The organism is Hyphomicrobium sp. (assembly GCF_036262015.1).
Lineage (GTDB): Bacteria > Pseudomonadota > Alphaproteobacteria > Rhizobiales > Hyphomicrobiaceae > Hyphomicrobium_C.
Genome location: NZ_DATAJR010000005.1, coordinates 75,492 through 90,335 on the forward strand (window position 1 = coordinate 75,492; position 14,844 = coordinate 90,335).

General features: G+C 63.7%; 8 protein-coding genes. All 8 read left to right on the forward strand.

The genetic code is table 11. From position 1 onward, the window contains the following. Positions 1-12: 12 nt before the first annotated feature. The 8 genes from pstA (at position 13) to pbpC (ending at position 14,841) form a co-directional block, all read left to right on the forward strand. Positions 13-1,314: a phosphate ABC transporter permease PstA gene (gene pstA / locus VHO05_RS04865; protein ID WP_329645497.1), complete on the forward strand. Its 1,302-nt coding sequence runs from the start codon at positions 13-15 to the stop codon at positions 1,312-1,314. 25 nt (positions 1,315-1,339) lie between these two features. Further along, the gene (gene pstB / locus VHO05_RS04870) at positions 1,340-2,152 is read left to right on the forward strand and encodes a phosphate ABC transporter ATP-binding protein PstB (RefSeq protein WP_329645498.1); all 813 of its coding nucleotides are present in this window, start codon (positions 1,340-1,342) and stop codon (positions 2,150-2,152) included. Between the two features lie 133 nt (positions 2,153-2,285). Beyond that, positions 2,286-2,996: a phosphate signaling complex protein PhoU gene (gene phoU, locus VHO05_RS04875; RefSeq protein WP_329645598.1), complete on the forward strand. Its 711-nt coding sequence runs from the start codon at positions 2,286-2,288 to the stop codon at positions 2,994-2,996. Positions 2,997-3,076: 80 nt separating this feature from the next. After that, a complete protein-coding gene (gene phoB / locus VHO05_RS04880; RefSeq protein WP_329645499.1) occupies positions 3,077-3,772 on the forward strand; it encodes a phosphate regulon transcriptional regulator PhoB in 696 nt (231 codons plus the stop codon). 190 nt (positions 3,773-3,962) lie between these two features. Continuing rightward, positions 3,963-6,359, forward strand: coding sequence for a hypothetical protein (locus tag VHO05_RS04885; RefSeq protein WP_329645500.1), 2,397 nt, complete (start codon positions 3,963-3,965; stop codon positions 6,357-6,359). Between the two features lie 130 nt (positions 6,360-6,489). After that, entirely contained in the window at positions 6,490-7,065 is a 576-nt protein-coding gene (locus tag VHO05_RS04890) for a hypothetical protein (protein WP_329645501.1), read from the forward strand. Positions 7,066-7,305: 240 nt separating this feature from the next. Beyond that, positions 7,306-12,648, forward strand: coding sequence for an alpha-2-macroglobulin (locus VHO05_RS04895; RefSeq protein WP_329645502.1), 5,343 nt, complete (start codon positions 7,306-7,308; stop codon positions 12,646-12,648). A 9-nt stretch (positions 12,649-12,657) separates the two neighbouring features. Continuing rightward, positions 12,658-14,841 (forward strand): penicillin-binding protein 1C, encoded by a 2,184-nt coding sequence (gene pbpC / locus VHO05_RS04900; protein ID WP_329645503.1) that lies wholly within the window; start codon positions 12,658-12,660, stop codon positions 14,839-14,841. The last annotated feature ends 3 nt before the right edge of the window (positions 14,842-14,844 follow it).

A 14,844-nucleotide genomic window follows, 5' to 3' on the forward strand; every position in this document is an offset into this window, starting at 1 on the left:
GAATCAGCTCCAATGGCAACCGAAACACTTGCCGCTCCTCGATCGAAGGAAAGCGCCAAGAAGCTCATCGCCAAACGCTATGCTGCCGAGCGCCGCTTCCGCGCCTACGGCATCGCAGCAATCCTGTTCGGCTTGGCGTTCCTTGTCGCGCTCTTCTCGACGATCTTTGTGCGCGGCTACACCGCCTTCCTGCAGTCGGCCTTCACGCTGCCTGTGCATCTGGACCCGAGCGCCTTCGGATCGTCGACGCCGCCATCGCAGAGCGATATCCAGATGGCGGACTACACCAAGCTCGCCAACCGCGCGCTCTTCCAGGCTCTGGGCGTCGATCCGGCCAATAAGGCCGAAGCCAAGGCCGCCGGCGCGCTGCTCTCGCAGAACGCCGACACACAGATCCGCCGCGCGGTGGAGTCAGATCCGTCGCTGATCGGCAAAACGGTAGACTTCAACCTTCTGGCCCACGGCAACGTCGATACCTTGATGAAGGGCCATTTCGACCGCACGGTTCCGGAGAACCGCCGACAGCTCTCGGACAAGCAGCTCGGCTGGCTCGACAAGGCAGCCGAACAGGGCTTCCTGTCCAAGCACTTCAACACCGGGCTCTTCACGTATGGGGCATCAAGCAAGCCCGAGACCGCCGGCGTTGGCGTCGCACTCGTCGGCTCGCTCTACATGATGCTGATTGTGCTGCTGGTGGCGGTCCCGCTTGGCGTCGCAGCGGCGGTCTACCTCGAGGAGTTCGCCCCCAAGAACCTGCTGACCGACACCATCGAGGTCAACATCAACAACCTCGCCGCCGTGCCGTCCATCGTGTTCGGTCTGCTCGGCCTCGCGATCTTCATCAACTTCATGGGTATTCCGCGCTCGGCCGCCCTCGTCGGCGGTCTCGTGCTCGCGCTCATGACATTGCCCACGATCATCATCGCCACGCGCGCGGCTGTCGCCGCCGTTCCACCATCCATCCGCGAAGCGGCACTCGGCGTCGGCGCCTCGAAGATGCAATCGATTACCCACCATGTGCTTCCTCTGGCCGTCCCGGGCATCTTGACCGGAACCATCATCGGCCTGGCCAAAGCACTGGGCGAGACGGCACCGCTGCTGATGATCGGCATGGTTGCTTTCGTCGTCGACTTTCCGAAGACCCCCTTCGATTCGGCAACGGCGCTCCCGGTGCAGATCTATATGTGGGCGACGGCCGCGGAACGCGGCTTCGTCGAGCGCACGGCTGGCGCAACGCTGATCCTCCTCGCCTTCCTCGTGTGCATGAACGTCACCGCCGTCATTCTCCGCCGCCGCTACGAGCGCCGTTGGTAGAACCAGTCACTTTCTGGAGTGAACAATGCTGAACGTAACGACACCCGAACTTGAGCGCCCGGCCCACATCGGCAGTGCATCCGATACCAAGGTCGTCGCGAAGGACGTCAACGTCTACTACGGCGAGAAACACGCGCTGCATAACGTGTCGGTCAACATCCCTGACCGCGGCGTCATGGCGTTCATCGGACCGTCCGGCTGCGGAAAATCCACCTTCCTGCGCTGCATCAATCGCATGAACGACACGATCCCGATCTGCCGCGTCACAGGCAAGATCACCATCGATGGCGAGGACATCTATGATCCGTCTCTCGACGTCGTGCAGCTCCGGGCGCGCGTCGGCATGGTGTTCCAGAAGCCCAACCCGTTTCCCAAGTCGATCTATGAGAACGTCGCCTACGGCCCCCGCATCCATGGGCTCGCCGGCTCCAAGGCCGAACTTGATCAGATCGTGCAGAGCAGCCTCGAAAGGGCGGCTCTGTGGAAGGAAGTGAAGGATCGCCTGAACGATCCGGGCACGGGTCTCTCCGGTGGCCAGCAGCAGCGCCTTTGCATCGCTCGCGCCGTTGCGGTGAGCCCTGAAGTCATTCTGATGGACGAACCCTGCTCGGCTCTCGACCCGATCGCCACCGCCAAGGTCGAAGAGTTGATCGACGAGCTGAAGAAAAACTTCTGCATCATCATCGTCACGCACTCGATGCAGCAGGCCGCCCGCGTATCGCAGCGCACCGCCTTCTTCCACCTCGGCGTCCTTGTCGAGGAAGGCGCGACCAACGACATTTTCACCAACCCCACGGATCAGCGCACGCAGGACTACATCACAGGCCGATTTGGCTGAACCTCTGCCCCAGAGAGGGTGACGCCCGATGACGACCGCCAAGAAATCACTGCTGGCCGGCTTCATGCCCTGGTTCGGCGGACAACCGTCCACCGGCGGCACAACCGAGATCGCCAGGCCCAAAGGAGAGCCTATGAACGAGCATATCGTTAAATCCTACGAAGAAGAGTTTGCCCTCCTGGATAGGAAGATTGCCCAGATGGGCGGCTTGGCCGAGCATATCCTCGGTCAGTCGTTCGACGCCCTCGAGCGCCGCGACCCGCAGCTCGCCGAGCAAGTCGTAAAAGCCGACAAGCAGATCGACCAGCTCGAACGCGACATCGAGGAGCAGGTGATCTCCATGATCGCCCGCCGTCAGCCGCTCGCCAACGACCTCCGCCACGTGATGGCCGCGCTACGCATCACGGGCGATCTGGAGCGCATCGGCGATCTTGCCAAGAACATCGCCAAGCGCGCCCTCGCCATTGCCCATGAATCGCACCCCAAGCCCCTGATGACGGGTCTGCGTCACATGGGCGAGCTGGCGCTCTCACAGCTCAAGGACGTTCTCGACGCATACGCGGCGCGCAACGCCGATCGCGCGCTCTCCGTCTGGCGCGAGGACGAGAACATCGACTCCATGTACAATTCTCTGTTCCGCGAGCTGCTCACGTACATGATGGAAGACCCGCGCAACATCGGTCTCTCCACCCATCTCCTCTTTGGCGCCAAAAACATCGAACGCGTCGGCGACCATACGACCAATATCGCCGAAACGATCCACTTCCTCGTGAAGGGCACGAACATCACGGACGATCGCCCTAAGAGCGACGAAACCAGCTCGACCCTTTTCTCGAAGGACTAAGCACAACCAAGATCCCGCCGGGCACAACCGGTTCGGCGGGATCCAAGACTTCACTCTGAATCGGAAATGAGCGACTGAACATGACGGCGAAAATTCTTCTGATCGAGGACGAGGCCCCTCTCGCTGAGATGCTCCGCTACAATCTCGAAGCGGAAGGATTCCGTGTGGCTCATGCCGAGAACGGAGAAGAAGCGGAGATCCTCGTCGCCGAGGAGAAACCCGATCTGCTCGTCCTGGACTGGATGCTCCCGGGAGTCTCCGGCATCGAGATCTGCCGGCGCATGCGGGCACGCATGGAAACCAAATCCATTCCGATCGTCATGCTCACGGCCCGCGGCGAGGAAGGCGATCGCATTCGCGGCCTTTCGACCGGCGCCGATGACTACGTCGTGAAGCCGTTCTCGCTTCCCGAGCTGATGGCCCGCGTTAAGGCGATCCTGCGCCGAGCGTCCCCCGACCGAATGGCCGACGTCCTCCGCTTCGCCGACATCGAGCTCGACCGTCCGGCCCACAAGGTGACGCGCGGCCTCCGCGAGGTCCACCTCGGCCCGACCGAGTTCCGCCTCCTCGAATTCCTTATGGAGAGCCCGGGCCGCGTCCTGTCGCGGTCGCAGCTGCTCGACGGTGTTTGGGGGCGCGACGCTTACGTCGACGAGCGCACGGTCGACGTCCACGTCGGCCGGCTGCGCAAGGCCCTCATTCGCGGCAAGGAACGCGACCCGATCCGTACGGTGCGTGGCTCCGGCTATGTCTTCGGCGAGCGCAGCGGAAACTAACCGCTGCGTCCCGACCGCCGCCGCGTGCCGCGCCTACTGCACGACACGCCTCGGCCGCACTCGCGACAAAAACTGCGCTTACTGAAGACCTGGATCACGAGATGCCGGGGGTTGATCGGCTTTTTCGCGTATTGGGCTCGGAGAGAAGCCGTTAGAGCTTCCGCCGAACCTCTAAGACAGGTCGACACCCATGGTGTACGCGCCGGATTCGGGGCGTTCGCGCAATCCTTTTGTACGCTCGTTCAAGCTCGGGCTTCTGCCAGATGCTTCCGGCGGCGTAGAGGACTACACGCCTCCTCGCGACATCAAAAAGCTCGTCCTCATCATAGGACTGGGCACGCTCTCCTGGGTCGCCACCTATGTCGGCATGCTGGAGCTGATCCAGGCCAACATGGGCGATCTGCCGCTGATCCATAAGCTGATCATCGGTTTCTCCGTCGCAATGCTGATGACGATGATCATCTGGCTTCTGGACCAGATGTTCGCACCCGTCGGCGCCGCCACGCGCCTCGCCTATATCGCGGGCTACATCTTTCTGAGCGTCATCTCCGTCGGCTTCGGCTTCGGCTTCTATTGGAAGGTCCTGGAAAGCCGGGGAGAAAGCTCCCGCTCCGCCGAATCCGCCGTCACCGCTGTCCAGAGCTCGCTCAATGCTGCCTCTACGCGCCTCGAGCAACTGAACGCAACGCTGCTGCAGCTTGCCACGCTGTCCCGGTCCAAGGCCGAGACAGAGCGCACAAAAGGCACCTCCTGCCCTAACAGCAAGCCCGGTGACGGCCCGCGCCGGCGCATGCGCGACGAGGACGCTGCGCGCTTCTCATTTGCATCCGAATTTGTGGCCGGCCGCGTGACTGCGGTGAAAGCCGACATGGCAGCACTCGACGGCGACCTGGCCAAGATCGCAGGCGCAGACCCATCGATCATAGATCCCAAGTCCGGCACGCGGAACGAATTCATGAAGGCGCTCGGCCGCAAGCTGGACATGACCGTGTCGAGCTTCAATGCGCTGCGCACCGATCCGCAACTGAAGCAGATGCGCCAGGATCTCTCCGAGCGCGCCGACCGCACGACCTTCGGCGACTCCAAGGCCGGAGGCGGCGGGTTCGTCTGCCCCGATGCCGAACTGACCCAGGCTCTACGTGGCGCCGTACGCGCCCTCGGCGAGCTGCCGGTGCTCGAAAAACCGACCATTGCCGCCGTCGAAGGATCGGAAGCGACCATCGAAGCCTTCCGCCGTCTCACGGCGACGTTCTATGGCCTGCTGGCGTTCCAGTTGCCGCCGTCTGCCGACGAGCTACGCGAACTTCAAAAGAAGGCCATGCAGTCCGTCGAGGGCGGCACAGCCCCCGCGATTGCTCCCGGCGAGGGCGGCCTCTCGAAGCGGGACTACGTGCCCCTCGCCGTCGCCGTGTTCGTCGACATCTGTCTCCTGCTGGTCTCGATCGGCCGGCCGGCGCACGGACTGTCGGGGCTCATGCCCAAGATGCGCGAAGCCGAGCGCGGCCCCGTCATCGAAATTCTTTCCCGCTTCAACGACATCCACCGCGACCCGGAAGTCCGCGAAAGCTTCGAGCTGTTCCGCCATGTCGTCTTTGACGTCCATGGCGCCTACTACGTTGCCGTGCCACTCGACGCTCCGCCGCACGTGAGCCTGGAGCGGCGAGAGGAGTTGCGCGTAGAAGCCCAGCTTCTCGCCAACCTTTTCACGAGCTTCGAGAAAGACAAGATTTTCCGCCGCACGTGGACACCGTTCGCGGGAACGGTGCAAAAGAAGTTGGAACGGCAGGGATCGAAGTTTGCCGGATCGGAAGCGTTCCGCGTCTACAAGTTCCGAGACGGAGCGTGGTCTGAAATCATCCTCGGCGCCGTCATGGGTGCCGCCCGCCGCGCGGAAGCAGAAGCACATCGCCGCCGCATCGAACGCGACCTCCTCCGTTCCTCGGAACCGACCCTCGATTCGAGGGCTTCGTGGCCGGAGACAACGCGCACGTTCGAAACTCCGCGAACCGTACCGCAGCAGCCCCGAGGTGAGCCCCCGCTCCAGAAACCTATCCTGCAAACGACAGAGGAGGGAGCCCCCCTCCGCAAACCCTATCAGGCCAAACCGCAGCACTCGGACGTCTTCGGGCCTTATGCCAGAAGCGCCGAGGCGGAGCTGGCGTCGGCCTTCCCCGAAAGCGATGACAACGATCGCGCGAGCGCAACCAACTCCAACACAGCTCCACATCGCCGACCTGCGAAACCGGACACAGAGACAGCCCCACCGCGGGTGGACGTCATTCTTAAACGCGAGACGGCGACGGTCTCCGTGCCGGTCGAAGCTGCACGGGATCAGGAGGGATTGATCGGCCGAATCGGCCACGCGCTGACCGAGATCGATCCAAGAGCCGAAATAAATTTTTCGCTCCCCCTTTCAATCGTTGACGAGCAAAAGTCGTCCGTCGACGGCGGGGGCCCCCCCTCTTCGGAGAATTTCGAAGTTCGCGAGTCCGTGGAAGACGTTGGCACGGGCCGATCAGAGGACTTTTCAACAGACGATGCGGCGAGAATGGCGGGTCGCCTTCGGCCCGCCGTGCGTCGCGAGTAACAGAACATGAAAGTCGATCCGCGCACGCGCTATCACTCAACACTTGCTTAACCGTCTTGGCGCCTAAATGGCCTCGACAGCACGACGGGAAGCGACGGACGCGAGTCCCCTCCCAAACAAGGAAAACAAAATGCGCTTTGGCCCAAAAGCTCGCATGAACGTCACCACCACGGAGGAGAAGGAAGCTCGGCTGAAGGACTACATTAGACAGCACATTCAGCGCGCTGCAGGCGCGCCAGCCGGCCAGACTGTCTACCGCCTTCTCGCACTGTCCGCGGAGAGCCCCGTCGCCCGAGCCCTCCAGGCGCTCGCACCTGAGCTTGAGGCCGCCGGGATCCGGGTCGAATCGGTTCTGGCCCGCCGCTCCACATCAACAACCCTTGAGATTGCCGAGTGCCGGTTCGTCACCGACCACCGCCTTCTCGACGCCCACGAACAGCTCGTGCTTGATTCCACGACGGTCTGGATCGGCGACTGCATGCGCCGCGATCCTCTGAAACGCGACGTCTACGAGCTCTATTCCGACACCAGCCCGGTCACAGCCCGCCATGCGGCCCGCTCTTTCGCGCAGATCTGGCGCGCCGCAGGCCCGTCCGGAAGCCTGACCGCAGCCCGCAAATGGACGCCCCGCCAGCCGAACCTTTTCGACCCTTCGCTGATCGCGACTGGCGAGCAGGCACCGGTCCCCGCCGTGCTCCGCCACTAGCGCCTTAAAAGCTTCCTGACTTGCCAGCGCGCCGCCCCCACAACAGGGCGGCGCGCTTGTGTTTTTTGCCCACAGTGAACCATCGGCATTCGGCGGAATTTGCCGGCAAATTTTTGCTTGCCGCCAACGTTTGATCATTCGTGTCTGATGGGCTCACGTCTCCAGCCCGCCCGATGTTATTGTCGGCATACGAATTTTATCCTCGAGACAACCAATTTCCGCAGTCGAAGGTGATCGGCGATGCCCTGCCTCAGAAGTATTCTTTTCGGTCTTTTCCTCTTCTCGTTCTTCGGTGTCGCGAGCGCCCAGGAGCGGCCCTTCGCCCACAAGGGCATTGCCAAGGACGCCGAACGCTATGAGACGTACCTCAAGGACACCTGGCAGGCTGACGGCCGCAAATCCGGCGACCTGAGGCTCGCCGCCGAACGGCAATTAGGCCCTGACCCGCGCGCCGCCTCGCGCACTTACGCCATTGCCGTCGCGACCGACGACAAGAGCCCGGAAAACTGGCTCGGCCTCGCCAAGGCGCTCCTTGCCATCAAGCCGGACCCGAACAAGTCCGAAAACTACGATCTCCCGGTCAATGCGTCCGGCGCCGCCTACCGTGCCTACAAGCTCTCGAATGACCAGGCCTTCAAGGCACGCGCGCTCGCGGTCCTCGGTGACGCGATGCAGCGCCGCTCCTACTGGCGCCCGGCCATCGAAGCGCTGAAATCGAGCCTGTCGTTGGTCGAAGCGGCCGATGTCCGCGAAGCCTACGAGAAGGTCCGCGCCGAGCACGGCTTCCGCATGACGGATTACTCGACGGATGGCGATTCCGCTTCGCCCCGCATTTGCATCCAGTTCTCCGAGAACCTCTCGCGTGGCCAGATCGACTTCGCCAAGTTCGTTGCCATCAACGGCCGCGACCCGCAGTCTGTCTCTGTCGAAGGCAGCCAGCTCTGCGTCGATGGCGTCGAACACGGTCAGCGCTACGAACTGCAGCTCCGCGCCGGCTTGCCGTCCGACGTCAACGAGCAGCTCGCCAAGGCCATCACGCTGGCCGTCTATGTTCCCGACCGCAAGCCGATGGTCCACTTCACGGGCAAGAGCTACGTGCTCCCGAGCCGGGGTCAGCAGGGTATCCCCCTCGTCGCAATCAACACCAACAAGGTTGAGATCGAAGTCTATCGCATCGGAGACCGCAGTCTCGCCAATGCCGTCAACAATGGTGATCTCGATCGGCAGCTTCAGGGCTATCAGCTCGGCGAGCTCAAGAGCCGCACAGGCAGCCTCGTCTATAAGGGCGAGCTTGAAGTCCCGAGCAAGCTCAACGCCGAGATCACGGCTGCCTTCCCTGTAAGCGAAGCGATTGGTGAACTGAAGCCGGGCGCCTACGCGATGATCGCGCGTCCCGCGGAAGCATCCGAGCAGGACAGCTGGCGCGAGCAGGCCACGCAGTGGTTCATCGTCTCGGACTTGGGCCTCACGGCGTTCTCAGGCGACGACGGCATCCATGCCTTCGTCCGCTCGCTGGCCAGCGCCAGCCCCGTCGGTGACGTCAACGTTCGCCTAGTCGCCCGTAACAACGAGGTGCTCGCGACCGTCACGGCCGACAAGAATGGCTATGTCCGCTTCGAGCCGGGCCAGTCGAAGGGTGAAGGCGGCAATGCGCCTGCCATCCTCGTCGCGGAGAATGCCACTGGCGAATATGCCTTCCTCGATCTCTCGTCCAACGCCTTCGACCTTTCCGACCGCGGCGTGAAAGGCCGCGACGCGCCCGGCCCACTTGACGGATATCTCTACACCGAACGCGGCGTCTACCGTCCCGGCGAGGAAGTGAACGTTACCGCCCTCGTGCGCGACAACACCGGCGCCGCAGCGACGCTACCCGTTACCGTCATCATCGTGCGTCCCGACGGCGTCGAGCACGGCCGCTACGCGCTGGCCGACAACGAGCTCGGCGGCCGTTCGCTCCGGCTCACGCTCGGCGGCGGCGCTATGACCGGGACGTGGCGTGCCAAGTTGCACGCTGATCCCAATGCCGATGCCATTACGCAAATCTCGTTCCTCGTCGAGGACTACGTTCCCGAGCGTCTCGACCTGACGCTTGCGGAAGGAACAGGCAGGCTCGCTCCGGAGGAGACGAAGACCATCGACGTCACGGGCCGCTTCCTCTATGGCCCGCCCGCTGCGGACATGGCGATCGAGGGCGACATCATTGTGAAGCCGGCGTCCAACGATCTCGACGGCTACGCAGGCTACCGCTTCGGCGAGGCCGACGAGACCGTAAGCCCGGTTCGCCAGCCCCTCGAGAATCTGCCTCTTACCGACGAGCAAGGCAAAGCCGCACTCGCGGTAGCGCTCCCGGCCGTCACCAAGACCGCCAAGCCGCTCGAGGCCAATGTGATCGTGCGCCTTCGTGAAGCCGGCGGCCGTACGATCGAGCGCTCCATCACCCTTCCCGTGAGCCTCGACGAGCCCAAGATCGGCATCAAGCCGCTGTTCTCCACCACCGCACTGGGCGAAGGCGAGAAGGCGAACTTCGAAGTCGTGCTGCTCGATAGCGACGGCAAGCCAGCGGCGGCCAATCTCAATTGGAACCTCGTCCGCCTCGACAGCTCGTGGCAGTGGTACCGCCGCGAAGGCAGCTGGACGTACGAGAGCCAAACCATCTCCCGCAAGGTTGCGGACGGCACCATTGCAACAAATGGCACGGCACCGGCCTCGATTTCAGCGAACGTCGACTACGGCCGCTACCGCCTCGAGGTTAGCTCGGCCGACACGGGCGGCACGCTTTCGAGTGTTGTCTTCAACGCGGGCTGGTACACGAGCGGTGAAACCGCAGACAGCCCCGAGATATTGGACGTCGCGCTGGACAAGGCCGCGTATCAGCCAGGCGAGACGGCCAAGCTCCGCATCGCCTCCAAGCAGGGCGGTAAGGCGCTTATAACCGTGCTGGGCCGCGGCCTGCTCTCCACCCAGGAAGTCGAGCTTCCGAAAGGCGGCGGCGACATCGACATCAAGGTCGGCGACGACTGGGGTCCCGGCGCATACGCGACCGCGCTGCTCTATCGCCCGATGGACGAAGCGGCGAAGCGTATGCCGAGTCGCGCCATCGGCGTTCGCTGGATCGGTGTCGATCAGTCGAAGCGTACCCTCAAGGTGAGCGTGGCGACGGAAGCCAAGATCAAAGGCGCTTCGGAGCTTACCATCCCGGTCAAGGTGGAGGGTCTGGAACCCGGTGAAGAGGCCCGTGTTACGGTTGCAGCTGTCGACGTCGGCATCCTGAACCTCACCCGTTATCAGGTGCCCGCCCCGGAAGCACACTTCTACGCGCAGCGCAAACTTGCGATCGAACTGCGCGACTTCTACGGCCGCCTCATTGACGGCATGCGCGCCGAACGCGGCAAGCTGCGCTCGGGTGGTGACGGTATGGATGGCGGCGGACTGCAGGGCAGCCCGCCCGTCGAAGAAACCGTCTCGTACTACTCGGGCATCGTCACCGTCGGCGCCGACGGAACGGCCCAGGTCAGCTTCGCGGTTCCGAGCTTCAATGGCAGCGTACGTGTCATGGCCGTGGCCTGGACGAAAACGAAGCTCGGCCACGGCACCAGCGACGTCATTGTCCGCGACGAGGTTGCGCTCACGGCTTCTGCGCCGCGTTTCCTGACGCTTGGCGACGACGCCCGGGTTGACCTGTCGCTGCACAACGTCGACGGTCCGGCAGGCACCTACAGTGCCAAGCTTGTCGACCAGACCGATACCGAGAACGTGCTTGCGGAGAAAGCCGTCGACCTCAAGAACGGCGAACGGAAATCGCAGCAGGTAAGTTTCAAGCCTGCTGACGTTGGCCTCCGCACCTATGACGTGCTCGTCTCGGGTCCGAACAACATCGCGATTTCGCGCCGCCTGACACTCGACGTGAAACCACCGGCGGGCGACATCAAGCGCACCACCGTGGCCTCGCTTTCGGCTAACGGCGGCAAGCTTGCACTCTCCAAAGACTTGCTTGCGGGCCTGATCAAGAACCGCACGCGCGTCAACCTCTCGGTTGGTCCTGCTGCAACGATGGACGTGCCCGGCCTTCTGACGGCTCTCGACCGCTATCCCTACGGATGTGCCGAGCAGACCGTCTCCCGCGCCTTGCCGCTCGTATACGCCAACGCCGTTGCCGCGCGCATCGGTATTGCCGCCGACAAGGAGTTGAAGGAGCGCGTGCAGGGCGCCATCGCCCGCGTCTTCGACATGCAGGACAGCTCAGGCGCATTCGGAAGCTGGGGACCCGGCAACACCAACCTCTGGCTAACGAGCTATGTCACGGACTTCCTGACCCGTGCACGGGAAGCGGGCTACGAGGTTCGCCAGCTTCCCTTCAACCTGGCACTCGACCGCCTGCAGAACTTCGCCCTCAACGGCGAGGACTTCAGTGAAGGCGGCGAGGAGCGGGCATACGCCCTCTACGTGCTGGCCCGCAATGGCCGGGCACCGATTGGCGAACTCCGCTACTACGTCGACACTCGTCTCGACCGCTTCACGACACCCCTTGGTAAGGCGCAGCTTGGCGCAGCCCTTGCCATGGTTGGCGACAAGGAACGCGCGGAGACCGCCTTCAAGGCCGCTCTTGAGGCCTTTACCGAGCAGGACAAACTGCGACTCGCACGCTCCGACTATGGTTCGGATATCCGTGACGGCGCAGCTCTGGTCACATTGGCCTCTGAAACGGGCATCGTGAAACCGGAGACCCCCCGCCTGGTGAACGTGGTCGCCAAGGCCTATCTTGCCCGCAACTACACCTCGACGCAGGAGCAGGCTTGGATGCTGTTGGCTGCGCACGCTCTTGGTGAACCGACGAAAGCTGCGAAGCTGGCGATCAACGGCACGCCGGTCGACGGCTCGCTGATCCGTTCGCTTTCCGCCGAAGACCTTGAGAAGGGCGTGACCGTCACCAACGGCGGAGAAGCTGCGACCGACGCGGTCGTGAGCGTCATCGGCGCGTCTCTGACGACCGAACCTGCCGCATCGAAGGGCTTCACGATCACACGCAGCTACTACACGCTCGACGGCAAGGAAGTGGACCTGGCGAGCGCAACCGGCGGCAAGAGCGAGATCGGCCAGAACGAGCGTCTGGTCGCTGTGCTCAAGATCGAGAGCGACGAAGCTGCCGGCCGCGTGCTCCTTGTTGACCGCCTGCCGGCTGGGCTCGAGATCGAGAACCCGCGTCTCGTTGACAGCGGAGACATCAAGACCCTCGACTGGCTGAAGACGACGCTGCGCCCCGAGCACACGGAGTTCCGTGACGATCGCTTCGTCGCGGCCTTCAACCTCTGGGACAACACGTCGTCGAGCAACAGCAGCAGCGACAGCGAGTCCGACGGCAACAGTTCCGACACGACAAACGACAGCGCCGACGACAGCAACACCGGCAACGCGAAAGCGCCTGCCGTCAAGGAAGCGGCCGCAACTGCAACGGTCGCCTACATCGTCCGCGCCGTCACGCCGGGAACGTTCATTCATCCGGCTGCGACGATCGAGGACATGTACCGCCCCGAGCGTTACGCTCGCTCCGGAGCCGGAACGCTTGTCGTCAAACCCAAGAGCTAGGGACTGAGGATGCACTTCTCGTTCCCCACGAAACGGCGATCCGCAGAGGCAACCCTCTCCACTCCCCCCAGTCGCGCACCGCGATGGAGATGGCCACTCTTCCCCCGTCCTCTGCGGTTCGCCGCCCTTTCGATCGCGGCGGTGGCCCTCGTGGTCGCCGCCGCGGGCCTCACTCTGGAAATCACCAAGCGCGAGATCGGTGCGCTCCCACTGGATGCGGCCGAAGCGGCGTCGGTTACAGTGCTCGATCGTGAAAACCGCCTCCTGCGGGCCTTCACGACAAAGGACGGGCGCTGGCGCTTGCCGCTGGATGTGAGCGAAGTCGACCCGCGCTACCTCGCCATGCTGATGGCTTACGAGGACAAGCGCTACTACGAGCACAGCGGCATCGACATCCTGGCGTTCATGCGCGCAGGCTACTTGCTCGCGCGGCACGGCCAGATTCTCTCCGGCGGTTCAACTCTCACCATGCAGGTCGCGCGCCTCCTCGAAGGCAAGCACGAGCGCACCGGCGCCGGCAAGCTGCGCCAGATCGCGCGCGCCCTGCAGCTCGAAGAGCAACTTTCCAAGCAGGAAATTCTGCGGCTCTATCTCCGGCTGGCGCCGTTCGGTGGCAACATCGAAGGCGTGCGCGCGGCGTCCCTTGCCTATTTTGGCAAAGAGCCGCGCCACCTCTCCGCCGGCGAAGCCGCGCTGCTCGTCGCACTGCCGCAGTCGCCGGAGCGCCGCCGCCCGGATCGCAACAGCGAGGCCGCACGCCACGCGCGCGATCGCGTCCTCGACCGTGCCGTGGAGGAGGGTGTTCTTCCGAAATCGGAAGCGGACCGTGCCAAAAACGAGCGCATTCCGAAACAGCGCCTCGAAGTGCTGAAGCTGGCTCCTCACCTTTCGGAATCCGAGGTCGCCGCACACCCTGCAAAGCTGATCCACCATCTGACCCTGGATCGCGACATCCAGGCCGCCGTCGAGAAACTCGCTGCTGAGCAGACCAAGCTGCTCGGGCCGAAACTTTCGGCCGCAGTGCTCGTCGTCGATCATGCGACCGGTGAGGTTCTGGCTCACGTCGGCTCAGCGGGCTATCTCGATAGCGATCGCCTCGGTGCGATAGACATGACGGACGCCATCCGTTCGCCGGGATCCACATTGAAGCCCTTCATCTACGGGCTTGCCTTCGAGCAAGGGATCGCGCACCCGGAAACGTTGATCGAAGACCGTCCGACGCGCTTCGGCACGTACACACCGGAGAACTTCGACGAGGACTTCCACGGCACGGTTACGATCCGCGAAGCGCTCGGCAATTCGCTCAACGTTCCTGCCGTCAAAGTGCTGGCCGCCGTCGGCCCCGGTCGCCTGCTGGGCCGCTTCCGGCGCTCCGGCATCACGCCTGCACTTCCAGCCAATGCTCAGCCGTCGCTCGCCGTCGCACTCGGCGGTCTCGGCATGACGCTGAAGGATCTCGCCGCGCTCTACGCAGGACTGGCCCGCGGCGGAGAACCGATCGCGCTCTCCTGGCTTCGCGACGAGCCGAAACCGGCAACGCATCCCAAGAAACGCCGCAAGCTGCTCTCGCCCGTCGCCTCCTGGTACGTCACCGACATCCTGAAAGGCGCTCCGCCGCCCCCGAACGTCAAAGGCGGCGCCATCGCCTACAAGACCGGCACGTCGTATGGATACCGCGACGCGTGGGCCGTGGGCTATGACGGGCGACATGTCGTTGCCGTGTGGGTCGGCCGCCCCGATGGAGCCTCGACGCCCGGTCTCATGGGCCGCCTCAGCGCCGCGCCGATTCTGTTCGACACCTTTACGCGCATTTCCGAACGTCGCACCGCCTTCCGTTCCGCGCCGTCAGGCGTCATGAAGGCCAGCGGCAGCGAGCTCCCGCAGCCTCTGAAGCGCTTCCGCGAGTCCGGAGACGATGCGATTGCGACGGGGCCCTTCCTCGATCCGCCTGTTCTGATTTCATTCCCGCCCGACCGCTCCGAGCTCGACATGGAGGAGCGCGAGGCCGAGCCGCTGATTCTCAAGGCCGAAGGCGGCGTGCTGCCGCTGACTTGGCTGATCGACGGCAATCCCGTTACGTCCGATCCGTTCCGGCGCGAGATCACCTGGCAACCGGAAGGGCGGGGCTTCTCGAAGCTCACCGTAATCGACGCAAAGGGACGCGTGGACCGCGTGACGGTGCGCCTGCGCTGACGT

What these genes read in the sequence shown, in the direction of transcription:
- pstA (WP_329645497.1), top strand. Translation starts at nt 13, where the DNA reads ATGGCAACCGAAACACTTGCCGCTCCTCGATCGAAGGAAAGCGCCAAG.
- pstB (WP_329645498.1), top strand. Translation starts at nt 1,340, where the DNA reads ATGCTGAACGTAACGACACCCGAACTTGAGCGCCCGGCCCACATCGGC.
- VHO05_RS04890 (WP_329645501.1), top strand. Translation starts at nt 6,490, where the DNA reads ATGCGCTTTGGCCCAAAAGCTCGCATGAACGTCACCACCACGGAGGAG.
- phoB (WP_329645499.1), top strand. Translation starts at nt 3,077, where the DNA reads ATGACGGCGAAAATTCTTCTGATCGAGGACGAGGCCCCTCTCGCTGAG.
- phoU (WP_329645598.1), top strand. Translation starts at nt 2,286, where the DNA reads ATGAACGAGCATATCGTTAAATCCTACGAAGAAGAGTTTGCCCTCCTG.
- pbpC (WP_329645503.1), top strand. Translation starts at nt 12,658, where the DNA reads ATGCACTTCTCGTTCCCCACGAAACGGCGATCCGCAGAGGCAACCCTC.
- VHO05_RS04885 (WP_329645500.1), top strand. Translation starts at nt 3,963, where the DNA reads ATGGTGTACGCGCCGGATTCGGGGCGTTCGCGCAATCCTTTTGTACGC.
- VHO05_RS04895 (WP_329645502.1), top strand. Translation starts at nt 7,306, where the DNA reads ATGCCCTGCCTCAGAAGTATTCTTTTCGGTCTTTTCCTCTTCTCGTTC.